We start from the raw sequence: 20,789 nt of genomic DNA, 5'->3' as shown, positions 1-20,789 counted from the left end.
TGTGCGCGTTCCGGGACCTTCGGCAGGCCTTTACGGGGGTCTTAGGTCCCCTCGCGCACACGAGGTTCGTGAAGTTCTTCACAAGGAAAAAGTGCCTGATCGTGTGCCGGAGGGGTCCTTCGGCCCTTTCCGGAGGTCCGCGGAGGTGTCCGGGGCGTGCGTTCGTGCGAATCGCGGGGGCCGGCGGGTGGGGTCGGTAGGTATCCACGAACCCGGTGGTCTACTCCGCTTCCGGCCCTGGAGGCCAGTTCAGGACGGGTGCACAACGACTCCCGATACCTCTTGGTTCCCGTCGCACGCCATGACGTCCGTCACGTGGGCGGCGGAGTGTAGCAGAGGCCCTCCGACTCCTTGTGAAGGGGCTCACGAGCAACACCCCAATGGGTGCTGGATACTCGTTCTCATGAGCACCACGGAGCGTCCCAGGATCCTCGTTGTAGGAGGTGGGTACGTAGGCCTGTACGCAGCCAAGCGCATCATGAAGAAGATGCGCTACGGCGAGGCGACCGTCACGGTCGTCGACCCGCGCTCGTACATGACCTACCAGCCCTTCCTCCCCGAAGTGGCCGCAGGCAGCATCTCGCCTCGGCACGTCGTCGTCCCGCTGCGACGCGTGCTGCCCAAGGCTGAGGTTCTCACCGGCCGGGTCACCAGCATCGACCAGGACCGCAAGGTCGCCGTCGTCACGCCGCTCGTCGGCGAGGCGTACGAGCTGCCCTTCGACTACCTGGTGATCGCCCTCGGCGCCGTCTCCCGCACCTTCCCGATCCCCGGTCTCGCAGAGCAGGGCATCGGCATGAAGGGTGTCGAGGAGGGCATCGGCCTGCGCAACCACGTCCTCGAGCAGCTCGACAAGGCCGAGTCCACGACGGACGAGGACGTCCGCCGCAAGGCCCTCACCTTCGTCTTCGTCGGCGGCGGCTTCGCCGGTGCGGAGACCATCGGCGAGGTCGAGGACATGGCCCGCGACGCCGCGAAGTACTACTCCACGATCAAGCGCGAGGACATGCGCTTCATCCTGGTCGACGCGGCCGACAAGATCCTCCCCGAGGTCGGGCCCAAGCTCGGCACCTGGGGCAAGGAGCACCTCGAGTCCCGCGGCATCGAGATCTACCTCAACACCTCCATGGACTCCTGCGTGGACGGCCGCGTGGTGCTGAAGAACGGCCTCGAGGTCGACTCCAGCACCATCGTGTGGACCGCCGGCGTCAAGCCGAACCCGGTGCTCGCCCGCTACGGCCTGCCGCTGGGCCCGCGCGGCCACGTGGACGCCCAGCCGACCCTCCAGGTCACGGGCACGGACTACATCTGGACCGCGGGCGACAACGCCCAGGTTCCGGACATGGCCTCCCGCAAGGCCGGCGTCGAGAACGCCTGGTGCCCGCCGAACGCCCAGCACGCGCTGCGCCAGGCCAAGGTCCTCGGCGACAACGTCATCTCGGGCATGCGGGGCTTCCCGCAGACCGAGTACTCGCACTCCAACAAGGGTGCGGTGGCGGGCCTCGGCCTCCACAAGGGCGTCGCGATGATCGTCATGGGCAAGATGAAGATCAAGCTCAAGGGCCGGCTCGCCTGGTACATGCACCGTGGCTACCACGGCATGGCCATGCCGACCTGGAACCGCAAGATCCGCGTCTTCGCCGACTGGACCCTCGGCATGTTCCTCAAGCGCGAGGTCGTCTCCCTCGGTGCGCTGGAGACCCCGCGCGAGGAGTTCTACGAGGCCGCCAAGCCGGCGCCGGCCCCGGCCGCCGCCGCGGCCCCGGCCGAGAAGGCCAAGGCCTCCTGACCCTGCGCGAGCAGGCAGGCCGCTGAACCGGCCGACAGCACGTCCCCGAAGGGGCCGCCCGCCATCCGTGGTGCGGGCGGCCCCTTCGGCGTACCCGGGGCCGCGGATGGGTAGACGGATGGGTCGGAACTTTGTGGAGGTGCGCCATGACCGACGCCGCTCCGCGGCTGGCCGCTCTTGCCGAAACCCTGCTCGGCGGCCCCCTGCCCGTGCGCATCCGCGCGTGGGACGGCAGCGAGGCCGGGCCCCTGGACGGCCCCGTGCTCGTCGTCCGGGGACGCCGGGCCCTGCGCCGGATCCTGTGGAAGCCCGGCGAGCTCGGCCTGGCCCGGGCCTGGGTCGCCGGCGACCTGACCGTGGAGGGCGACCTGTTCGAGCTCCTGGACCGGGTCGCGGGCCTGCTCTGGGAGCGCGGACGCGGCCCCGCGCCCGAGGTGCCCCCGGCCGCGCCCGCCGCCTCCCGGCCGGCCGGACTGCGGCCCCGCCCGCCCCGGCTGCCGCGGCGGGCCTCGGCCGCCGCGCAGACCGCGGCCCTGTTGCGCGACGGCGACACCCGCGCCGCCATACGGGACCTCCTCGCCCTTGCCAGGCCCCTTCCCGCGCCCCCGCCGCCCGCCGAGGAGGCGGCCCGGCGCGCCGGGGGACGGCACACCAAGGGCCGCGACCGACGGGCCATCAGCCACCACTACGACGTGGGCAACGACTTCTACGAACGGGTCCTGGGACCGTCCATGGTGTACTCCTGTGCCTACTGGAGTCCCGGCGCGACCCTGGAGCGGGCCCAGCACGACAAGCTCGACCTGGTCTGCCGCAAGCTCGGCCTGAAGGCCGGGGACCGGCTGCTCGACGTCGGCTGCGGCTGGGGCTCCATGGCCCTGCACGCCGCCCGCGCGTACGGTGCCCGGGTCACCGGCGTCACCCTCTCGCGCGAGCAGGCCGCGTACGCCCGCAAGCGGGTCGCCGACGAGGGGCTCACCGACCGGGTCGACATCCGCGTCCAGGACTACCGGGACGTCAAGGACGGCCCCTACGACGCCATTTCCTCCATCGGCATGGCCGAGCACGTCGGGGCCGACCGCTACCGAGAGTACGCCGGGGTGCTCTACGCGCTGCTCCGTCCGGGCGGTCTGCTGCTCAACCACCAGATCGCCCGCCCGCCCGAGGCGGACGAATCGATTTACCACGTCGACGAGTTCATCGACGCGTACGTCTTCCCGGACGGTGAGCTCTCCCCCCTCGGCACCACCGTGGGCGAGCTGGAGCGGGCCGGGCTGGAGGTGCGCGACGTGGAGGCGCTGCGCGAGCACTACGCGCTGACCCTGCGGGCCTGGGTGGCCCGGCTGGAGGAGCACTGGGAGGAGGCCGTGGCCCTGACCTCGCCCGGCCGCGCGCGGGTCTGGCAGCTGTACATGGCGGCCTCGGCCCTGGGCTTCGAGCACGACCGGCTCGGGGTCAACCAGATCCTCGCGGTCCGTCCGGCCCCGACGGGCTCCTCGGAGCTCCCGCTGCGCCTGCGGACCTGGGGCACCCCGGCCTGACCGGTCCGGGAAACGCCGGAGCCCCGGGGCAGTGCCCCGGGGCTCCGGCCGTGTGTACGGTCGCCGCTACTCGGTCTTGATGGCCGTCAGCATGTTCAGGCGGGCGGCGCTGCGGGCCGGCCACATGGCGGCCAGGACGCCGACCACGGCGGCCAGCAGGAGGAAGAGGCCGATCCGGTCGTACGGGATGATCAGCTCGTAGCCCGGCAGGGCCTTGGTCAGCGTGGTGCCGACGGCCCAGGCGAGGAAGACGCCGATGACGATGCCGAGGACGGCTCCGAAGAGCGAGATGACCACGGCCTCCAGGCGGATCATGTTCTTGACGCGGCTGCGGTCCAGGCCGATGGCCCGCAGCATGCCGATCTCCTGGGTCCGCTCGAAGACGGACATGGCCAGGGTGTTGACCACGCCGAGCACCGAGACGATCAGGGCCATGCCGAGCAGGCCGTACATGATGTTCAGCATCGTGTTGATGATGCCGCCCATCTCGTTGCGCATGTCCTGCTGGGTGGCGACGGTGATGGCCGGGTTCTTGCCGAGGGCGTCGACCACCTTCTGCTGGGCGGCCTGGGAGGCCCCGCCGTCCACGTTGACGTAGACCTTGGGGATGTACATGTCCTCGCTGTGCTCGCTGAGGATCTTGTTGTCGATGACGTACGGGGAGAGCAGCCCCTCCATGTCCTTGTAGATCGCGCCGACCTTCACGGACGCTTCCTGGCCGTCGTCGTACTTCAGCCTGATCGTGCTGCCGACGGTGAAGCCGGCCTTCTCCGCGGTCTTCTGGGCGACGGCGAGCTCGCCCCGGCCGAGGCTGTCGAGCGAGCCGCTGAGGACCTCGATGTTGAGCAGCCGCTCGATGGCGCCGGGGGTGACGCCGGAGGCGGCCCGGAAGTCGCCGTCGACGAGGAAGTAGCCGAGGGTCTCCGGGGAGACCGCCGTGATGCCGGGCGCCTTGTCCAGGGTCTCGGCGACGGACTTGTCCAGGCTGCCCGCGTCGGAGGACATGGAGACCCGGTAGTCGGCCTTGAGCTTCTCGGTGCTCATGCGGTCGACGACCTTGCCGACGGTGACGCCGAACACGGACAGCGTGGTGACCAGGGTCAGGCCGATCGCCAGCGAGGCGGCCGTGACGGCGGTGCGGCGCGGGTTGCGGACGGCGTTCTGCGCGGCGAGCTTGCCGGGGATCCCGAAGAGCTTCTGCAGCAGCGGGCGGGCGGCGCCGATGACGGGCCGGGAGAGCAGCGGCAGCAGCACGATCAGGCCGATGAGCATGAAGAAGGCGCCGCCGCCCATGGTCATGCGGCCGGTGTTGCCACCGGTGGACACGCCGAGGAAGACCAGGCCGACGCCGAGGACGCCGATGACCGAGCCGAGGATGTTGCGGACCAGCAGCGACTTGGAGGTGGCCGGCAGGTGGGCGCTGCCCATGGCGGCGACCGGGGCGATCCGGCCGGTGCGCCAGGCCGGCAGCACGGCGGCGACGGTGGTGACGACGACGCCGATGACGAGCGCGGCGGCGACGGTGCCCGGGGCGATCACGAGCGAGCCGCCCGGCAGCTTGGCCCCGAGGGAGCCGATGGCGGAGCGGATCGCGACCGCCAGGCCGATGCCGCTGATCAGGCCCACGGCGGCGGAGACGAAGCCGACGACGAGCGCCTCGACGAGGACCGAGCGCATGACCTGGCCGCGGTTGGCGCCGACGGCGCGCAGCAGGGCCAGCTCCTTGGTGCGCTGGGTGACCAGCATGGTGAAGGTGTTGTAGATCAGGAAGATGCCGACGAAGAGGGAGATGCCGGCGAAGACGAGGAGCATGGTGCTGAGCTGGCTCAGGCCCCGCTCGATCTGCCGGGCCTGCTCGGCGGCGAGCGCCGCGCCGGTCTTGGCCTCGGTGTGCTTGCCGACGAGCGGCTTGACGTCGGCGAGCAGCTGGTCGGCGGAGGTGCCGCTCTTCGCGGAGACCGACAGCTCCTGGAAGTAGCCGGGCTTGAGGTAGAGCTCCTGGGCGACCCGGGTCTCGAAGAGCACCAGGCTGCCGCCGGCCTGGACGGCGCCGTCCTCGGTGGTGAAGACACCGGCGAGGGTGTACTCCTTCACCGGGCCGTTGGTGGCGACGCGGACCTTGTCGCCGACCTTGTACGCGCCCTGGTCCGCGGTGGCCTTGTCGAGCGCGACCTCCTCGGCCTTGGCCGGGCCGGCGCCCTGGACGAAGGTGTAGCGCGGGTCCTTGCCGTCCTTGACCGGGGTGTAGTTGGCGCCCTTGTTGGACCAGCCGGAGCCGATGAGCTTGCCGTTCTCGTCACCGACGCCGGCGAAGCCGGAGACGCGGCCGGAGACGGTGTCGACGCCCGGGAGCGCCTTGACCTTGTCGAGGGTCTGCTGGCCTATGCCGGGCTCGCCCTCCTTCTCGCCGTCCTCGTTGCGGCTCTGGCCGTAGGAGGTGACGGAGACGGCGACACCCGCGTAGTCCTTGGCGCTCTGGCCGGAGAGGGACTTCTTCAGGGTGTCGGTGAAGACGAGGGTGCCGGATACGAAGGCGACGCCGAGGGTGACGGCGAGCACCGTCATCAGCAGCCGGGCCTTGTGCGCGAGGACGTTGCGCAGGGCGGTACGGAACATGGGGTTTCAGTCCTGGGGGCTGGAAGTCTGGAGGAGGTCTTCGGGGGCGGCCCGGGTCAGCTGGTGCGGCCCTTGGCGTCGAAGGCCTTCATGCGGTCCAGCACGCCGTCGGCGGTGGGCCCGTACATCTCGTCGACGATCCGGCCGTCGGCGAGGAAGATGACGCGGTCCGCGTAGGAGGCGGCCACGGGGTCGTGGGTGACCATCACGACGGTCTGGCCGAGCTCGCGGACGGAGTTGCGCAGGAAGCCGAGGACCTCGGCGCCTGAGCGGGAGTCGAGGTTTCCGGTCGGCTCGTCACCGAAGATGATCTCGGGGCGGGCGGCGAGGGCGCGGGCGACCGCGACGCGCTGCTGCTGGCCGCCGGAGAGCTGGGTGGGGCGGTGGCCGAGGCGGCCGGAGAGGCCGACCATGTCCACGACGGTGTCGAGCCACTGCTTGTCGGGCTTGCGGCCGGCGATGTCCATGGGGAGCGTGATGTTCTCCAGGGCGGTCAGCGTCGGCAGCAGGTTGAACGCCTGGAAGATGAAGCCGATCTTGTCGCGGCGCAGCTGCGTGAGCTGCTTGTCCTTCAGGCTGCCCAGCTCGGTGTCGCCGATGCGGACGGATCCGGCGGAGAAGGTGTCCAGTCCGGCGACGCAGTGCATCAGCGTGGACTTGCCGGAGCCCGAGGGGCCCATGATCGCGGTGAACTGCCCCTGGCCGAAGTCGACGGAGACGTCGTCGAGGGCGACCACCTGGGTCTCGCCCTGGCCGTACACCTTCGACAGGTTGGTGGCGCGGGCGGCCACGCCCTGGGAGGTGTGCGGGGCGTAGTTCATGGTGGTCACGGGAGGGCTCCTCGGTCTGCGGTGCGGGGACCCCTCCATCCTCACCGCGGGCACACCCCCGGCGGATCAGCCGCCGTGCCTGTTCAGCGGCCCACTGGAGTCTGACGGGCGGCGCCCGGGCCTCCTCCTCTGGTATGACAGGAGCCTCCGTCGGCGGAGGGGGAGCCGGGCCGGCGGGGAGGGCGGTGCACGGGGTGGTGACGGGGACATCGAAATCCCGTCATTCCCGCACACGGGGTGATCGACGTCCAGAACGGGCCGACCGCGCAATCTGAGGTCTGACGGACCCTCAAGCGCCAATAAAATCAGACAACATCGCATTGGCCCCTGATCGACTGACAGGTCGTTCCGGATAGGCTCGGCCCAGCGTTCACGGCTTTTTCCACGGGGGCCGCCACGCCCTGCCCGGATGGTGGAATGCAGACACGGCGAGCTTAAACCTCGCTGGCCTTCGGGCCGTGCCGGTTCAAGTCCGGCTCCGGGCACCACCCGTTGCACCCCACCTGACCAGGGCATACGAGTACACGCGGCCAAGATCTTTTGCGAGCATGGGAACACATCGGGAACACCGGCACTAGCATGCGCCCATGGCGAGCGTGCACCCGCGGAAGAACCGCGCAGGAGAGATCACCAGCTATCAGGTCAAGTGGCGCGACGGCGGCGGCCGTGACGGCCGGGGCCAGTCCGAGACCTTCGAGGACGACGTCCAGGCCGCCGTCTTCAAGGCGGCGGTCGACGAGGCCGGCAACCGCTGGCCCCCCGGGTGGGTCAAGGGCCGCGGGTTCATCGTGGACGAGGCCGACGAGTCCGACGACGAATACCGGTTCCGGACCTACGCGACCACCATGTTCAAGAACAGGACCGGGATCGAGGAGCGCTACCGCAAGGACTGCTTCCGGGACCTGGAAACCTACATCTTCCCCACGTTCGGGGAGTGCGACGTCCGCAACGTCAAGCACTTCAGCTCGGACACGATCGACGCGTGGATCCGCAAGCTCGAACAGACCTGGATCTGGCGCGGCCCCACCAAGAAGAAGCTCAGCCCCAAGACGATCAGGAACCTGCACGGCCTGCTGTCCTCCGTCCTCGAGCGAGCCGTCCTCGCCGAGCCCCCGCTGCGCGCCCGCAACCCCTGCAAGCTCAGCAACCTCCCGCGCGCCGACGACCAGATCGACGACGAAATGTGCTTCATGACGCCGCAGGAAATCGACGGGCTCATGCGGTGCTTCAGCGTCCGCCAGGATCAGTTGCTCGTGACCGTCGCGTACGGCACCGGCCTGCGGTTCGGGGAGCTCACCGCGCTCATGCCCCAGGACATCGTCGACCGCGGCACCAGCAAGGTGAAGCTCCGGGTGCAGCGCGCTTGGAAGCGCGACGAGGAGGGCGCCTACTTCCTCGGGCCCCCGAAGACGAAGAAGGCCAGGCGCACCATCCGGATCTCGGCCAGCGTGGTGGAGGCCCTCGACGAGCTCGGCCTGTACGAGCTGGACGACGACGCGCTGTTCTTCACCGGGGCCGGCGGGACCCGCCTGCACTACAGCACGTTCGGCGACCGCTGGGCGCGGGCGGTCCGGCTCGCCCGCCAGGCGGGTGTCTTCGCCGCGGGTAAGAAGCCCACCCCGCACGACCTTCGCCACTCCCACGTTGCCGCGCTCATCTCCGCCGGCCACGGCCTGCCCTACATCCAGCGCCGAGTCGGGCACCAGTCCATCCAGACGACCAGCGACGTGTACGGCCACCTCCTGCCGGAGGCTGACGACGACGCGATGGCAACCATCGAGGCGGCCCTGGCGGGCGGCCGGCCGCCGCTTCGGTCGGTCGGCTAGGTCAGCGCTTGCCGCGCGCCGGAGCGGGGACCGTGGGAGTCTCCCCGGCGCGCGGCTGCGGCCCCAGGACGCCCTCGATACGGGCACACGCGACCTCGGCGCGCAGCGCGTTCACCTGGCGGGTCATAGACCGCTTGTGCACGGCGCAGGCGATGCTGCCGAGCACGACCACAGCCAGCATGATCACATCGAAAACGGTTTCGTACATCGCCTCTCCCAGCTGTCTACCGCAGGGCTGCCGTGGGGGTGTCCCGAGGGGCGCGGCGCGTCCTGATGGGTCTGTGGTGCGTAGGCTATACCGCCTATTTGTTACTTCAACAGTACAAACTGTAATGATTTAGGCGGAGGCTGATTCCAGCCGGTTGGCTGATTGTCACTGTAGGTCAGCCCCATACCCATGTGCACGTGTGTCACACATTTACCTGGCCAGGTAAGGACATCCGCCCAAGATCACTTCAACGTGGACGGGTGCCACCCCCCTCTGAGCCTGACAGGGTGCTCGCCCGCCGCCGCGTGATCGGCGCCCGCATCCGAGCCGCCCGCACGGACGCCGGCCTAACCCAGGAGGCCCTCGCCGAGGCCGTCGGGATCGACAATAAGACTGTGCACCGCATCGAGTACGGCACCTCGGATCCGACCCTCAGCGTCCTGCTGGGGCTGGCCGACGCCCTGCGCGTCTCTCTGGCGGACCTAGTCCAGCCGTGAGCCCGCGGAGACGGGCCCTGCTCGGGTCCCGCTCTTCGCTGCCCGCGGGGTGGAGGCCTCGGCGCCGGTTTCCTCACGTACGGATCGAACCACTCGAACATGCATCCGTAAACACCTCCTAGCTGTAGGTTGCCAGCAGCACATGCCATGCGCCATGGGCCGCACGCTCCTGTTTCTCAGAGTTTGGACAGTGAAGGGGGCGATTCATGGTCGAGCCGCGCGTGTCCGACTTGGTGGACTCGCAGAGCAGTGCCGGGTATCCGCCGAACGCCGAGGGCCCGACCGCTGGGGAGCGGCCGGGCTGGCGTTCGTCGAGGTCACCTACCCCGGCGGGCAGCCGGGGCCTGCGTCAGGTCGAAGTGTGTTCGCGGTCGCCGGCGCTGCCACCGCGGCAGCCCAGGCACGGCTGGCTGTAGACGACCCGTCGCAGGCCATCGACGAGAATCGTCCGTCGGAACCCGCGGCAGGCGCCGCAGCCCCCAGTGACTTCGCTCCGACGGGCGGGGATGCTCCCCCGCCGTCGCAGTGCCTGCAGGTGGTTGATCAGCGGCCCGTAGTCGGGGCTATGCCACGCGGTCATAGCCCAGCAGGGTAGCGCGGACGCGACCTAGTTCGGGTGGTCTGCGCGGCAGTTGGCTTCGCAGTTCCCATCCGCGCAGCCGTTGTCGTGCTGGCAGCTGGCCGCGACGGGGATCCCCTCCAGCGGGCTGGTCCACAGCTCCATGTCGACCTCGAACCCCGCCTCACGGATCCGGGCGATGGTGTGGTCCAGCGCCCCAGGGGTGTACCGGTTCGGGTCCGGAAGCTCGGGCCGGTGGTGCACGAACATGCCGAGGCTCTCGCACAGCTTGGCGTAGAGGGCAGTGTGCAGGATGAGCGCGTGCCACCCCTCGTCGACCGTACGTGACGGCCGCATGCCGCCGGGGAACCGTGCGGCGGCCGCCACGAAGATCAGGGCCTCGTCGACGATCCGTTCGGCGTTCACCCAGGACATGTCCGGGTTGTTGCTGGCGACCGTCGCGGTGACGGCCACGAACTCGTCGCTCGTGAGGAGCGCGTGGGCGTTCCGCGTGGGCGGAGCGGTGAGCGTCATGGTTCCTCCGGAGTGAGAGGGCGGGGGCGGGGTGTCGGGGCCGGTGCTGCAGGGGGGAGGCACGGGTGTGGACATGGCTGTCTCCTTCGGCGAGGCAGGCAGGGGTCAGCAGGCGCCGATGACGATGGCGGAGAGGAGGCAGAGCAGGATCACCACGTACAGCATCTGGCGGGCGAGCTCGTTCACTGCTCGGCCAGCACGCGGTGAAAGGATCGGACCGTACGGGCCAGGGCCCGGGCATGGTTCCAGTTGCCCAAGGGCTGGTCCGTCGGGCCGTCGGTCGTGAGCTGGTGCCAGTCCCCGAGGGCGGCCGCGGCCTGCTCGTGCCCGGCGACGCGGGCGAGGAGCTCCTCGCCCTGGCGCAGGAGGTCGTCGACCATGTGCGCGATCTCGACGTCGTTGGGCATCTGGTTGTACGGACCGAGCACCCTCTTGAGGAGGGTGCTGTCCGTGTCCGGGCCGGTCTGCATGCCGGGGCTCCCTGCCGTCGTCAGCGGGTGGTGGAACGAGTGTGGGAGCACGGCAAGGCCCCGACTATCACGGCATGTTGATAGTCGGGGCCAGGGGTTAGCAGAGCGTCAAACGCCCAGCCAGGAGCCGTACGAGAGGAAGCTGTCCGGCAGCTGCCGACGGGCGGCCTCAAGTCCCCCGTATGTCTCGCGCACGGTCTGGTGGTAGCGGGCCTGCTGCGGCGCCGATTTCCGGGCGCGCAGCAAGTTCTGGAAGCTGGCGTCCAGATCACCGGTCCACATTTGTGCCCGCGCGAGTTCGGCGTAGTGGTGCGAGCGCCGGGACTTCGGCCAGTCCTGCGGGATTGTCACCCCGCGGCCGGCCTGCGCAGCCTGTCCGTACTCGTCCAGCTCGGCCAGCACGCTCACACGGTGCACGGCCACATTCGTCGGGCCGAAGGCGAGCCAGTGCACATTGACGGCCTCGCCCGTGCCGGCCGCAATGCGCTCCGCCTCGTCGAGGTGGCCGTCCGCCCGGCCGCGGTCCTTCGACCGGCCGGCCATGACCGCAGCGCCGAGGTGCAGCTGCCCGGTCACAACTTCCCGCTCCCGGGACGGGTCGGCCTGCGCGAGCGTACGCAGGCCGAGCTGCACGAGGCGTTCACCGGTGCGGTACTCGCCGTCCCGGAGGTACGTCAGCGCACGCATGTAGCGGTACATCCCGCCGACCACTGCGTCCGAGCCCCGCTCGGCTGCCCAGTCCATGCGGGCCAGAGCCAGCCCGGCAAGGTCGTAGTAGCCGAGCTTCGACGCGACGTCGTACGCGGTGCGGTAGAGGCTGGCGAGCAGCAGCCACCCGTCCCGGCCGGGCGCCGCGTGCGCGGCCGTGGTGGCCTCCTGAAGCAGGCCCGGCAGCTGGCTTGCGGTCTGCTTGATCTCACCGGCGCGGACGGCGACCAGCAGTGCCTCGGCGTCGTCGGCGAGGAGCTGGTGAGTCCGCGGGGTGATGTCGGGGTCGGGGCCGAGATCGTAGACGTCGAGGGCCTCGCGGATCGGCCTGATCAGGACGTCCAGCTCGTCCGCGCGCAGCTCGGTAGCGTACGGCTGACCGGTAACCGTGGCGACGCTGACCCGGAGCGCCCGCGCGAAAGCCGCGATCAGATGCGGAGACGCGGGGATGACGCCCTGCTCCGTCTTGGTGTACGTGCTGTACGGGACCTGCGCGAGATCGCACACGGCCCTCTGAGTGAGGTGGCGTTCGAGGCGCAACCGCTTCATGCGCGCGCCGGTGTGGTCGTGCGGTAGAGAGTGCATACTGGCTCCCGTTCAGACTCGACACCTGAACGGTACCGGTACACGACAAAAGCGCCCCCCTCCCGGCCCAAGGCCGGGAGGGGGGCGATGTGTTGTCAGCGGGCTACCAGCGCGTACAGGGCGACGCCCAGGGAGCCGAGGCCGGTGAGCGCTGCCAGGGCCGGCAGGGGCCAGCGGTTGCGCTCGATGTTGTCGAGGCGGGTCTCGTGGTCGGCGATGGACTTGTCGGTCTGGTCGGAGCGCTGGACCAGGAGCGCGAGCGACCCGTCGACCCGGGCGAACCCGGTGTCGACGGCGCCGCGGAGCATCGCGATCTCGGTCGCTACGTGCTGCGACTCGGAGGGCGTCACCCCCGGCCACCGCTGGCGGTCGGCGTCCGTACGGTCTCGGTGATGCCGGGACCCTCCGTACCGCCGGAGGTGGCTATGGCGGTGAGGACCGCCACGACCGCGGCGAGTCCACCGATGGAGGTGGCCTGCCCCCAGTCGACATCGAGCAGGCCGAGCTGGTCGGCGCCGACGGTGGCGATGACGGCCTGGGCGAAGGTGCGGACGGACCGCTCGCCGGTCGCCTTCCAGAACGCGCGAGTGAACAAGGTGATCTCCAATTCTGTCAGGAGCCGGTCCACTGGCCGGCGCGCACGAAACCGTGCAGGCCGCAGCAGGACCACAGCAGGGAGGGTTCGATGTGCAGGGGGTCGCGGGAGACGAGGGTGTGCGTGCTGGTACCCGTAGCAACCCACCGCCCGCTGACCGTGTGCTCTTCTGCGACGTCGGCCAGCGCGGCGCACCAGTGCCAGAACAGCGGCATGCAGCCGCCGTCCGTCCAGCCGTAGTAGATGTCGTCGGTCAGCCGGGTGACGCCGGTCATCTCCAGCCCGGGCCAGTCCGTGGGCGGGCTGCTACGGGGGTGGCCCATCAGTCGATGACGGTGAAGCCGTGGGCCTGGCCCAGGCGGGTCAGGCTGGACTTGCCGGGGATGCCGTCGGCGTCCGCGCCGCTGTAGCCGCAGCGCTTCTGCCAGGCCCGGTAGGCGGTGATGGTTGACGTGCCGAAGTGGCCGTCGACGAGGTTGCCGCCGAGGAGTCCCTCGGCGTCGAGTGCGGCCTCGACGGTCCGGACGCCGCCGTAGCTGACCGGGGTGCCGCCCTTGGGCGGGTCGGCGTAGGCGGCGGAGATCAGCCGGGAGAGGTCCACCACGGGGCGGGCGGGGGGCGGAGTGGCGCCGGGGCGGGGGGCGCCGCGCTTCACCCAGTCGTGCAGCGGGGCGCCGGGGCAGGTGGTGGCGTGGCCGTCGCGGTGTCCGCCGATGTAGTCGCCGGCCGCGCCCTCCGAGCGGAGCCACTCGATCGCGTCGCGGACGCCGTGCAGTTGGGCGTCGGGCGGGGTGTCCAGGCCGCCGCCGGCCTTGGCGAGGAGCGCGCACACCGCGTAGTCCTTGCTGTTCAGGGCTGCGGTTCCGTTGGCGCCGGTGCGGCGGTGGGGTCCGCGGCCCTCGTAGACGGTGCCGTGCTCGCAGACGACTGCGCTGTAGGCGATGTCGACGTAGCCCTCGGTCTTGTTGGCGAGGTGGCTGGCACGGATCGCGCGGACGTAGTCGTCGCACAGGTCGTGGCGGCGTGAGCTGTACTCGGATCCGAGGTAGTGCACCTTCACGCCGCCGGTGCTGGCGATGTAGGCGGCTTGGGAGGTGGCGGGCAGGCCGTACTGCGATCGGCGGACGAGGTCCACGGTGCGCCTCCAGGGCATGAGGAACGCCCCGGCCGACGGCGCGGGGCGGAGGGGGTGACGGGGGTCAGGTGACGCGGCGCAGGCGCATCCACGACTTCGCGTAGACGGTGGTCGCCGTCACGTTCGAGGAGCTCTGTGCCCAGCGCAGCGCCATCGTCCCGGCGTTGACGGTGGTCAGGTGACCTGCAAGCCGGGCGTGGGTGTGGAGGCCGCCGGTGCCGTACGTGCCGACGGTCAAGCTGCCGGTGTGATCGGTCGTGTTGGTCTGGGCCTTCTGCGTGGTGTCGGCGACGACGTTGCCGTGCAGGGTCCAGCGCATGTTCGCCGACAGCGGCAGGGTGAAGTCGACCTTCAGGCCGCCGGCGCCGAAAGCGCCGTCGTAGTCGATGAACCCGTCGATGGTGTAGGTCGCGTTCGCTGCGACGCTCAGTGCCAGGTGCGGGTCGGCGGCGAGCGTCGTCGTCGATGCCCGGCCCGTGTCGGCCGACTTGACGATCTCGGGTTCGGCAGCAATGAGCGCGGTGAACTGGTTGCGGATCTCCGCGTTCATCATCGCGGCGGTGACGACCTCGCCGACCACCCAGGTGCGGGGCGTGAGCAGCATCATCGGCTGTGGCCTCCCTTCGGCCCGGCGCCTGGCGCAGGTTCTTCCGGCTTCGGTTCCTCCGGTGCCGGTTCCTGCGGGCGCGGGTCTGCCGGCCCGCGCCCCGGTTCCTTCTCCGGCTCGGGCTCATCGGTCTTGGGCCGGTCCCACGCCTTCCGGTCGGCGTCGTTCCACCAGTTCCGCTCGTGCGGTGCCCGCGCCGACACCTCCGCCTCGGCCGCGTCCGGGCTGGCCGGGAACAGCACCTGCGCCCAGCCGTAGCCGCACTCAGGGCAGGCGAACCGCGGGTCCGTCGGGGTGACGATCTGCGCGCTGCCGCAGACGCAGTCGGCAACCCACCTGTTGTGGTTGATCCGGGCGTAGATCTTCTCGCCGAGCAGCACCCCGGAAGGCGGCTGCAGGCGCCGCTGCGCGGTGTTCTCGTACCAGCGCCACACCCGCTCGGCGGGCGGCACGTGATTCCACGCGGTGTCCGGCATGGCCGGCGGGGGCCGGTAGAAACCTTCGGCTCGCTGCACGCGGATGTCCTTCAACGGGGCCTCCTAGTAGGCGAGCCGGGTCGTCGTGCCGAGCACGCTGTACGCGGGGTCGTCCAGCCCCCACACGGCGCCGATCTGAGCACGCGAGGTGTGGAAGTTGATCAAGTGCGAGTTGAGGCCGAGGTACTCGACGTACCCCTCGACGGCGGCCGTCGTCGACGGCGCCGGCGCCTCGTCGGGCAGGGCGGTGATCTCCAGCACGGACGAGATGTCCGCGTCGAGGAGCGCCTGATAGGTGGCCGTCGGCAGGCTGTACGCCTGCACCGGGACGTCCCGCAGTTCCGGTTCCGGCACCGCGTAACGGGAGACGATCCAGTGGGCTGCGTCGACCGCCTCGAGGTCGGTCATACGGATGATCGTCAAGTCCTTCGGGTACGGCCCGAACGCGTCGACCGACTCGGCCGAGACGACCCGCTGCGTCGCGCCGCCCGGGCGTCGCGCGGTCAGCTGGTTGACCTGCTTCTGGTCATCCGTCGGCAGGCTCGCCTCGTCCGTCTCGAGGTCTGCGAACGCCAAGGTCACAGCGACCGGCGCGTTGTAGCGGACGGTCCTGCTCTGGAAGAGCAGGGCGTGCCCGTCGCGGTGGCTGATGAGCTTGCCGCCCTCCGTGGTCTCGACGACCCGCATCAGCTCCAGCGCGCTCGAGCCTCCGGGGCCCTGTGAGTCGACGGGCGAGAAGTCCCCCACCGCGTCGACCGCAGCGATCCCGGCGTAGCCGGCCAGGCGCAGCACCCGCTCGTCGGCGTCCTCGCCGGAGTAGCCGTTCGCGCCCGCGTCGTAGTGCGCGGCGAGAAGCGCGCTGTCGACGGCCGTCCCGCTGTAGATCACCGCGTGGGCAATCGATCCCTCCCACAACGCCCCGGCGTTCCCGCCGAGGGTCAAGTACTTCAGGGCGTACATGAACGGCAGGGAGAGCACGTCGATGGGGGCGCCGCCGTCGACGTAGATGTCCTTGAGGTACTCGGTGTAGAGGATGTGGTGCCACTGGCCGTCGGCCAGATTGGTGGAGCCGATGACGGATACGGTCCTCGTGCCGCCCACGTCGGTGTGCTCGACGGTGAGGTAGCCGGAGGAGTTCAGGGTGAAGGCGATCTGGTACTGGAACGTCTCGTCGCGGCAGTAGTAGAACTGCCGGTTCGGCGTGCTCGTCTTGAACCAGCACTCGAACTTGATGAAGTCGCTGATGGTCGCAGCGGTCACGGCCGGACCCATGTCGGCGTCGAGACGGATCCCGTTGGACGCCGAGGCCGGGGCGAACGTCACCGAGCTGGTGCCGGTCGCGGGCGGCCCGTCGTCCTGCCCGAACGAGACGCTCCCGCCGGTGCCGACCTGCGCCTGGACCAGGGATCCGCCGCCCGTGCCGGCGACGTCGCCCGCCGAGCTCGAGGTCGACGGCTCGGTCAGCGGGTAGTAGATGACCGGCCGCGCCTGCTTGATCTCCTCGGACAGCAGGCTGCCGAGCTGCGGCTGCTTGTTGAGGTGCTTGAACAGGTCTGTCGCCGACACCGCGACCGTCGGTTCCAGGCCGGCCCACGACGGCTTCCACCCGTTGACCATTCCGTAGAACCGCCAGTGGATCCGGGTGCCGACGGTGTCGAGCGACGTCACCGAGGCGCCGCTCTCCAGCTGTACGTCGTCGAGCCAGACCCGGTCACCGGCAGTCGGGGGACTGGCCGCTGTCGTGATCTGGACGGTGTGACTCGTCGAGGTCGCGGTGAACGTGAGCGTGATCTGCACCCAGCTCGCCGTCCCGGACGAGGCCGTACCGAGGGCGCCGGTGTCCAGCTTCCACCGGACGGCGGCGTCCCCGGCCGGCACCCATACCCAGCCGGACAGGGTGTAGGTCTGCCCGATCCGCAGGTCGTAGACGATCTGCTCGACGATGCCGCCGGTGCCGGTGTTCTGCCAGTCGATGAGCAGGGACCGGGTGCCGGCGTGCGCCCGGGTGCCGTCGGCCGCGAAGGCCAGCGGCGGCGTGCTGGTGCTGGCCGTCCACCCGGTGGTGACGTTGCTCTCGAACGTCGGGCTCTGGATCAGGTTCTTCCCGCCGGTCAGCACGCCGAGCTGAATGGGGCAGTTCGGCCGGACGTGCGGGTAGTACGGCGACGTGGCGAGCCCTGAGGAGAACCGGCCGTCCTCGTTGTCGAGGACGAGGTTCATCAGGCTCGGCTGCGTCTGCGACAGCTCGTCGGACGCACCCCGCGAGATGCGGATACCGGACTTCAGGTTCAGCCACGGGGTGATGTCGGTCCAGGTGACCGACGTGGCGGTCGGGGCGTACCCGAACGCTGCCCGCAGGACTGGCCTCGTCATACCATCAGCTCCCCTTCAGGCAGACCGAAGTTGCGCTGCAGCTCGAGGAGCATCGTCCGCAGCTGCTGCGCCACGCTCAGCGGGTCGAGTGCACCGTTCACGGTGATCTGCGGCGCGAAGACGACGCCGCCGCGGCTCTGCTGCACCACGGCCCGGGAGACCGGCGCCGCACCGCTGGCCGCCGCCACGGCGGTGTTCCCGCGGTTGAGTGCGTCGAGGTTGCTGACGCCGATCCGCTGGACGGCGGCGGCGCTCACGACGTACTCGCCGTCTGACAGCCAGGCAGGGATGCTGTCCGAGGTGCTGGTGCCGGGCCCGCGGACGATGCCGCCGCGGGCGCGCGTCAGTCGGCCGTCGACGATCCTGCTCCTGTTCAGCGAGGAGTCGGTGAGGTTCCGGCTGATGACGGTCAGGTAGACCGTCTCGTCCGGGATGCTCCTCAGCTCCCGCTTGGCCTCGGCCACCTTGGCCTCGAGCTGCCCGATGTGCGCCTGCAGGGCGGCGCGCTTCTCCGGCGGAACTGAATTGAGCTGTCCCTTGGCGACACTGATCTGGCTTTCCCACGCAGAAATGTTCATCTGCAAGCGGTTCTGCGCGAGACGCGGACCGACGGCCGCCGAGAATGCCGACGTTTTCTCCTCGGCGGTGTGCAGCCCGCTGATAAAGCTGTTCTTGAACGCGTCGAAATCCCGGTTCGCCTCAACGAATGCGTCACCGAAACCGGGGATTTTCCCGAGGGTCATGGCGAGTCCGGAGATGATGGCGTCGAGGGCGGTGAGCGCTCCCGTCGACAGCAGCCGGAAACCTTGCAGGGCGACGGGCAGACCCTTGATCATGCCCTCGCCGACGGTCAGCATCATGTTCCCGCCGATGCGCGCGAACTCCATCAAGCCGATCTTGTTCTCGCCGACGTAGGTGTGGAGCCGCTGCAGCGGCCCGTGCATCCGGTTGACCGCCTCGGTACCGGGCGTCATCGCGCCCAGCAGCGCGCCGCCGGCCTCCTTGAAGCTGGTGGCGAAGGGCGCGGCCAGCCGCCAAGCAGTCTTCAGCCCGAAGGTCAGATCCTTGATCGCGGGCGAGAGGGTGCGGACGGCGCCGCCGAAGAGGTCCAGGGCGCGACTGCCGCCGTTGCCGAAGAGGGTCATCTGCTCGCCGAGGAGCGGGCCGAAGGTGTTTGCTACCTCGCCGCTGAACCTGCCGAGGCTGGGCAGCAGCTTGTTCAGCATGCCGAAGAGCCCGTCCAGGAACTTGCTGCTCCCCTCGACTCCGCGCTCGAGGCCCTGGAACATGCCCGGCAGCCCCTTGCCCAGCAGGCCGGAGAGGCCGCCCGAGAGGGAGCGCAGGGTGGGTTCACTGGCCGCGCCGAACGACAGCAGCCCGCGGGTCAGCCCGCCGAGCCCCCGCGTCAGGTCAGTAACGAAGATCCCGCCCAGGCGCAGGTTGGTCTGCAGCTCCTTCTGGAATCCGCCGTCCTTCATCAGGCGGCCTGCGCCGGCCGCGGCCTTCCCGAAACCGGCCCCCAGCTCGGTCATCGCGGCGCCGAAAATTTTCACGACCGGCCCGGATTCCCGAAGGGCCTGCGTGAAGCCTGGCAGCATCGCTTTCTGGATCTCGCCGCTCAGCCCCGAGAACTCTTTCTTCGTCTTGACGAGTTCCTTGGTGAATTCACGGGCCGGAGGGGAAAGTGCCTTGAGCGCTTTCTGATATTCCTCTTTGCCTTTGGTGGCCGCCTCCATGGCGTCGCCGACCCCGGCGAAACCCAGCTTCATGGTGATGGCGGCGGTGCCTGCGCCGAGGAGCATCGGGACCAGGGAACCGAGCGCGGGCAGCAGGGACATGCCGGCGACCGCGGCGACGCCGCCCAGGACGCCGCCCATCCCTCCGCCGCCCTTGCCGCCGAGCGCGCCGAGCTCGGACGTCGCGCTCGACGCCGCGCCGGACACCCGGTTCAGGCCCGGGACGACCGTGTTGATGTCGACGCCGAAACGCTCGGCGGCCTCGCTCGCCGTGACGAACCGGCCGCGGAGGTCGCGGAGCCTACCGTTGCTGTCGCGGGTCAGCTGCGACAGCGCGGTGTTGGCGTCGCCGGCCGCGGTGCCGAGGCTGCGGACGCCGATCGCTGCGTCGGACGTCTCGCCGCCCAGGCCGGCGGCGGACCGCCCGGTGCCGTCCATGGTCCGGGCGAGTTCCTGCAGCTGGCCGTCCGCGCCGCGGGTGAACGCCCGCATCTGGCCGCCGGACTCGTCGACCGCCTCGTGGATCCGGCGGTGGAACCGGTCGGCGGACTCCCCGATGCGCCGGAACACCGGGCTGAGATTGTCCTCGCCGTCCAGGATGAACGCCATGCGCTCAGCCACTGGGGACCTCCCTCGCCGCCTCGGCCTCGTGCCGGTCGATCCACTTGCAGAACTCGTCGAACTCGTCGACGGTCAGGTCGTCGACGTCGCGCGGCCCGAGGTGCAGGAGGTAGGCGAACTGCCCCATGTACCTCAGTCGTCGGGCGTCGATGTCTCCGTCGTCAGGTCTTTTGGGGGGCCGGCAGCCTCGGCCAGGGCCGCATCCACGCTGTCCGGGTCAGCCGCGTAGAACCGCAGCTCAGCGATGAAACGCGCCTGCTTGTCCTCCGGCATGCCGACGATGTCCGCGGCGTACTCGGCGACCTCGCGCGCGTCGAACCGGCAGCGGAGCTCCTCGATCTCCGGGTCGAAGTCGCCCCAGCGGAGGTCCGGCTTGCTGCGCTTCATCAGCACCCAGACGACGCCCCGCAGCGCGGTCGGGTCCTCCTCCCGGACGCCGAGCCTGATCTCCGCCCACGTCATGTCCGTGGCCTTCTGGACGATCGAGGCCTCCGAGGCGCGGACCCTGCGCATGTCGAACTGCTGCTCCGGGCCGTCGTCGCCCTCGGGCCGGTACACGATGATCATGGTTCTCCTTCAGGTGATGCGGCGGCGGATGTCCTCGAGGACCCGGTGCACCTCGCGGTCCATGCGCGGCTGATGCCGGCGGACGGTGGTCTCCCACCACAGGGGCGTGGTGGTCTGCGTGGCCCACCGCCTGCGGTTGCCGAACACGGGGTGCCTGATCCGGCCGGAGTTCAGGACGGTGGGCATGTTGCGCAGGTCGGGGGGCAGGGAGGAGCGGTCGATCCAGACGCGCGCGCCGGGGTTGCCGGTGGTGCGGACCGAGAGGCGGACGGCCGCGGCGACAGTCGCGCGCAGCGGCCTGGTCGTGGGGGACGCCCCGCCGCGGCCGCCGCTGCGGCGGCCCTGGCTCTGGATCGGCAGGTGCCGGATCGTCCGCTGCAGGTCGTCGCGGAGCGGCTCGGCGGCCCGCCGGATGCGCCGGTGGAAGGAGGCCCGGACGGTCTCTTCGTTCACCGTGCGCAGCCGGCGGGAGAGCTCGAGCAGAGCGCCGGTCCGCAGGATGCGGATGTCGCGGGTCAC

Annotated in this window: 21 protein-coding genes and 1 tRNA gene; 5 read left to right on the top strand and 17 right to left on the bottom strand. The window is 70.2% G+C overall.

The features are described 5' to 3' along the window. The first annotated feature begins 403 nt into the window (after window positions 1–403). Window positions 404–1,789, top strand: a complete 1,386-nt coding sequence (locus ACPU2J_RS13995) for an NAD(P)/FAD-dependent oxidoreductase (protein WP_399823585.1) — start codon at window positions 404–406, stop codon at window positions 1,787–1,789. Window positions 1,790–1,935: 146 nt separating this feature from the next. Further along, the gene (locus ACPU2J_RS13990) at window positions 1,936–3,327 is read left to right on the top strand and encodes a class I SAM-dependent methyltransferase (RefSeq protein WP_420080587.1); all 1,392 of its coding nucleotides are present in this window, start codon (window positions 1,936–1,938) and stop codon (window positions 3,325–3,327) included. 66 nt (window positions 3,328–3,393) lie between these two features. Here ACPU2J_RS13990 and ACPU2J_RS13985 read toward each other — a convergent pair whose 3' ends face one another. Together ACPU2J_RS13985 and ACPU2J_RS13980 are read right to left on the bottom strand one after the other, a co-directional pair. Beyond that, complete coding sequence (locus tag ACPU2J_RS13985; protein WP_423833380.1) at window positions 3,394–5,943, bottom strand: ABC transporter permease; 2,550 nt, start codon at window positions 5,941–5,943, stop codon at window positions 3,394–3,396. 56 nt (window positions 5,944–5,999) lie between these two features. After that, a complete protein-coding gene (locus ACPU2J_RS13980; RefSeq protein ID WP_365081852.1) occupies window positions 6,000–6,764 on the bottom strand; it encodes an ABC transporter ATP-binding protein in 765 nt (254 codons plus the stop codon). Window positions 6,765–7,176: 412 nt separating this feature from the next. Between ACPU2J_RS13980 and ACPU2J_RS13975 the strand changes: the two genes are divergently transcribed. Together ACPU2J_RS13975 and ACPU2J_RS13970 are read left to right on the top strand one after the other, a co-directional pair. Further along, window positions 7,177–7,261, top strand: a tRNA-Leu gene (locus ACPU2J_RS13975). A 99-nt stretch (window positions 7,262–7,360) separates the two neighbouring features. Further along, window positions 7,361–8,599, top strand: coding sequence for a tyrosine-type recombinase/integrase (locus ACPU2J_RS13970; RefSeq protein WP_423833379.1), 1,239 nt, complete (start codon window positions 7,361–7,363; stop codon window positions 8,597–8,599). A gap of 1 nt (window position 8,600) precedes the next feature. Here ACPU2J_RS13970 and ACPU2J_RS13965 read toward each other — a convergent pair whose 3' ends face one another. After that, the gene (locus ACPU2J_RS13965; RefSeq protein ID WP_423833378.1) at window positions 8,601–8,807 is read right to left on the bottom strand and encodes a hypothetical protein; all 207 of its coding nucleotides are present in this window, start codon (window positions 8,805–8,807) and stop codon (window positions 8,601–8,603) included. 191 nt (window positions 8,808–8,998) lie between these two features. Here ACPU2J_RS13965 and ACPU2J_RS13960 point away from each other — a divergent pair, with 191 nt between their 5' ends. Next, complete coding sequence (locus ACPU2J_RS13960; protein ID WP_423833377.1) at window positions 8,999–9,304, top strand: helix-turn-helix domain-containing protein; 306 nt, start codon at window positions 8,999–9,001, stop codon at window positions 9,302–9,304. 607 nt (window positions 9,305–9,911) lie between these two features. Here the strand turns inward: ACPU2J_RS13960 and ACPU2J_RS13955 are convergent. From ACPU2J_RS13955 to ACPU2J_RS13890, 14 genes are all read right to left on the bottom strand, one after another. Continuing rightward, window positions 9,912–10,397 carry a hypothetical protein gene (locus ACPU2J_RS13955; RefSeq protein ID WP_423833376.1) on the bottom strand — a complete coding sequence of 162 codons (486 nt, stop codon included), beginning with the start codon at window positions 10,395–10,397 and terminating at the stop codon, window positions 9,912–9,914. Between the two features lie 182 nt (window positions 10,398–10,579). Beyond that, window positions 10,580–10,867, bottom strand: a complete 288-nt coding sequence (locus ACPU2J_RS13950; protein WP_423833375.1) for a DUF6415 family natural product biosynthesis protein — start codon at window positions 10,865–10,867, stop codon at window positions 10,580–10,582. Between the two features lie 108 nt (window positions 10,868–10,975). Further along, window positions 10,976–12,160 carry a helix-turn-helix domain-containing protein gene (locus ACPU2J_RS13945; protein WP_423833374.1) on the bottom strand — a complete coding sequence of 395 codons (1,185 nt, stop codon included), beginning with the start codon at window positions 12,158–12,160 and terminating at the stop codon, window positions 10,976–10,978. A 95-nt stretch (window positions 12,161–12,255) separates the two neighbouring features. Continuing rightward, window positions 12,256–12,468 (bottom strand): hypothetical protein, encoded by a 213-nt coding sequence (locus ACPU2J_RS13940; RefSeq protein WP_423834964.1) that lies wholly within the window; start codon window positions 12,466–12,468, stop codon window positions 12,256–12,258. Between the two features lie 38 nt (window positions 12,469–12,506). After that, entirely contained in the window at window positions 12,507–12,755 is a 249-nt protein-coding gene (locus ACPU2J_RS13935; RefSeq protein WP_423833373.1) for a holin, read from the bottom strand. Between the two features lie 17 nt (window positions 12,756–12,772). Next, window positions 12,773–13,078: a hypothetical protein gene (locus ACPU2J_RS13930; protein WP_423833372.1), complete on the bottom strand. Its 306-nt coding sequence runs from the start codon at window positions 13,076–13,078 to the stop codon at window positions 12,773–12,775. Further along, the gene (locus tag ACPU2J_RS13925) at window positions 13,078–13,908 is read right to left on the bottom strand and encodes an N-acetylmuramoyl-L-alanine amidase (RefSeq protein WP_423833371.1); all 831 of its coding nucleotides are present in this window, start codon (window positions 13,906–13,908) and stop codon (window positions 13,078–13,080) included. Before ACPU2J_RS13925 ends, ACPU2J_RS13930 begins: the two co-directional genes overlap by 1 nt. Window positions 13,909–13,954: 46 nt before the next feature. After that, complete coding sequence (locus ACPU2J_RS13920; RefSeq protein ID WP_423833370.1) at window positions 13,955–14,497, bottom strand: hypothetical protein; 543 nt, start codon at window positions 14,495–14,497, stop codon at window positions 13,955–13,957. After that, entirely contained in the window at window positions 14,494–15,027 is a 534-nt protein-coding gene (locus tag ACPU2J_RS13915; RefSeq protein WP_423833369.1) for a hypothetical protein, read from the bottom strand. The genes ACPU2J_RS13920 and ACPU2J_RS13915 overlap by 4 nt, the downstream gene beginning before the upstream one ends. 9 nt (window positions 15,028–15,036) lie before the next feature. Then, complete coding sequence (locus ACPU2J_RS13910) at window positions 15,037–17,346, bottom strand: carbohydrate binding domain-containing protein (protein WP_423833368.1); 2,310 nt, start codon at window positions 17,344–17,346, stop codon at window positions 15,037–15,039. Next, on the bottom strand, window positions 17,343–19,703 hold the full coding sequence (locus tag ACPU2J_RS13905) for a hypothetical protein (RefSeq protein WP_423833367.1): 2,361 nt from the start codon (window positions 19,701–19,703) through the stop codon (window positions 17,343–17,345). Before ACPU2J_RS13905 ends, ACPU2J_RS13910 begins: the two co-directional genes overlap by 4 nt. Beyond that, a complete protein-coding gene (locus ACPU2J_RS13900; RefSeq protein ID WP_423833366.1) occupies window positions 19,696–19,830 on the bottom strand; it encodes a hypothetical protein in 135 nt (44 codons plus the stop codon). The genes ACPU2J_RS13905 and ACPU2J_RS13900 overlap by 8 nt, the downstream gene beginning before the upstream one ends. Before the next feature lie 5 nt (window positions 19,831–19,835). After that, on the bottom strand, window positions 19,836–20,270 hold the full coding sequence (locus ACPU2J_RS13895; RefSeq protein WP_423833365.1) for a hypothetical protein: 435 nt from the start codon (window positions 20,268–20,270) through the stop codon (window positions 19,836–19,838). A 9-nt stretch (window positions 20,271–20,279) separates the two neighbouring features. Continuing rightward, a complete protein-coding gene (locus ACPU2J_RS13890; RefSeq protein ID WP_423833364.1) occupies window positions 20,280–20,789 on the bottom strand; it encodes a hypothetical protein in 510 nt (169 codons plus the stop codon).

The sequence above is a fragment of the Streptomyces manipurensis genome (genome assembly GCF_049570255.1).
GTDB lineage: Bacteria > Actinomycetota > Actinomycetes > Streptomycetales > Streptomycetaceae > Streptomyces > Streptomyces manipurensis.
The sequence above is the reverse complement of the archived record's forward strand: the minus strand, read 5'-3'. Positions and strand labels throughout refer to the sequence as shown.

Bases quoted from the DNA above. Each gene is read 5' to 3' on its own strand.
- ACPU2J_RS13995 (WP_399823585.1), top strand. From the start codon at position 404: ATGAGCACCACGGAGCGTCCCAGGATCCTCGTTGTAGGAGGTGGGTAC.
- ACPU2J_RS13990 (WP_420080587.1), top strand. From the start codon at position 1,936: ATGACCGACGCCGCTCCGCGGCTGGCCGCTCTTGCCGAAACCCTGCTC.
- ACPU2J_RS13985 (WP_423833380.1), bottom strand. From the start codon at position 5,943: ATGTTCCGTACCGCCCTGCGCAACGTCCTCGCGCACAAGGCCCGGCTG.
- ACPU2J_RS13980 (WP_365081852.1), bottom strand. From the start codon at position 6,764: ATGAACTACGCCCCGCACACCTCCCAGGGCGTGGCCGCCCGCGCCACC.
- ACPU2J_RS13970 (WP_423833379.1), top strand. From the start codon at position 7,361: ATGGCGAGCGTGCACCCGCGGAAGAACCGCGCAGGAGAGATCACCAGC.
- ACPU2J_RS13965 (WP_423833378.1), bottom strand. From the start codon at position 8,807: ATGTACGAAACCGTTTTCGATGTGATCATGCTGGCTGTGGTCGTGCTC.
- ACPU2J_RS13955 (WP_423833376.1), bottom strand. From the start codon at position 10,397: ATGACGCTCACCGCTCCGCCCACGCGGAACGCCCACGCGCTCCTCACG.
- ACPU2J_RS13950 (WP_423833375.1), bottom strand. From the start codon at position 10,867: ATGCAGACCGGCCCGGACACGGACAGCACCCTCCTCAAGAGGGTGCTC.
- ACPU2J_RS13945 (WP_423833374.1), bottom strand. From the start codon at position 12,160: ATGCACTCTCTACCGCACGACCACACCGGCGCGCGCATGAAGCGGTTG.
- ACPU2J_RS13940 (WP_423834964.1), bottom strand. From the start codon at position 12,468: ATGCTCCGCGGCGCCGTCGACACCGGGTTCGCCCGGGTCGACGGGTCG.
- ACPU2J_RS13930 (WP_423833372.1), bottom strand. From the start codon at position 13,078: ATGGGCCACCCCCGTAGCAGCCCGCCCACGGACTGGCCCGGGCTGGAG.
- ACPU2J_RS13925 (WP_423833371.1), bottom strand. From the start codon at position 13,908: ATGCCCTGGAGGCGCACCGTGGACCTCGTCCGCCGATCGCAGTACGGC.
- ACPU2J_RS13920 (WP_423833370.1), bottom strand. From the start codon at position 14,497: ATGATGCTGCTCACGCCCCGCACCTGGGTGGTCGGCGAGGTCGTCACC.
- ACPU2J_RS13910 (WP_423833368.1), bottom strand. From the start codon at position 17,346: ATGACGAGGCCAGTCCTGCGGGCAGCGTTCGGGTACGCCCCGACCGCC.
- ACPU2J_RS13900 (WP_423833366.1), bottom strand. From the start codon at position 19,830: ATGGGGCAGTTCGCCTACCTCCTGCACCTCGGGCCGCGCGACGTCGAC.
- ACPU2J_RS13895 (WP_423833365.1), bottom strand. From the start codon at position 20,270: ATGATCATCGTGTACCGGCCCGAGGGCGACGACGGCCCGGAGCAGCAG.